We start from the raw sequence: 1,025 nt of genomic DNA, 5'->3' as shown, positions 1-1,025 counted from the left end.
CCCGGGCCCTCAGGCGCCCCCGCCGGCCCCGGGCCCGCAGGCGCGACCACCGGCCCAGCCCCCAAATGCCGCTCCACGGAGGCGGTCTCGGGCACCGCTCGTCGTCGCGGCGCTCATCGCGGTCGCGGCGCTGGCAGGCGGCGGCGTATTGGGGTACAAGCGCGTGATAGCGCCCAAGCTGGCCGAGAACCAGATCAAGACGCTCGTCCAGAACGTCACCAACGCACAGAACAATGCGGACGGCCAAGGGCTGCTGCAGTTGGACTGCGAGCGAGCCCGAGGACAGAACCCCGTGACGAGCCAGATGTTGCGCAACGACATCGACGAAGAGGGGACGGTCGCAACCACGGTGACCAACGTCCATGTCACAGGTGACCGTGCCACCGCCACCGTCACCACCACACGGTCCAAGTCGCCCGACGACCACATGCCCGAGACCTGGTCATTCGTCAAGGAGAAAGGCTCCTGGAAGTGGTGCGGCCGCGCCGACAACTCCGGATGAATGACATCTGTTGGGCCAATCAACTTGTTGCGCAGCGTAGTTCGGTTTGAGAGAAGCGCTGGTGGATCCATCCCGGGGGGTGGGGTGGGCCCCGCACATGTCCGCTTTCGGTCTGACGCCGCGGAACTCCGATCCGCGTCAAACGTCGCTGATGGTTGACGCCCGCGCTATTCTCGCTTTCGCGGGTGCAGTTCAGTCAACCGAGAGGTTCTGCCCATGACGACACCCAACGAGCCCGGTTGGTACGACGACCCACAGGACTCCAACGCCCAGCGGTACTGGGACGGTCACGATTGGACGCCGCACCGGCAGCGCAAGCCGAACGTGCAAGCCCGGCGACCACCGGTTACGCCGCAGCAACCGCCACCGCCGCAGCCGCCCTCGGGGGCGCCGACCCAGGCGGTGCACCTACCACCACCGCCGTCGCCATCCCCATCCCCATCCCCGTATGCCGATGCGCCCACACAGGCCGCGCCGATGCCGGCGCCGCCGCCCAATCTGCCGCCCCCGCCGTCCCCTGGGC

At 68.2% G+C, this 1,025-nt stretch carries 2 protein-coding genes; both read left to right on the top strand.

Annotation, left to right across the window (positions count from 1 at the left end):
* Positions 1–502: Rv0361 family membrane protein (locus tag BST11_RS26825; protein ID WP_483406809.1), on the top strand; the 502-nt coding region annotated here is incomplete at its 5' end.
* A gap of 216 nt (positions 503–718) precedes the next feature.
* Positions 719–1,025 (top strand): DUF2510 domain-containing protein (locus BST11_RS29070; protein WP_142276618.1); only part of this gene is annotated, 307 nt, incomplete at its 3' end.

It is taken from the genome of Mycobacterium alsense, from assembly GCF_002086635.1.
Classification (GTDB): Bacteria; Actinomycetota; Actinomycetes; order Mycobacteriales; family Mycobacteriaceae; genus Mycobacterium; species Mycobacterium alsense.
This window is presented reverse-complemented; position numbering and strand designations above follow the sequence as displayed.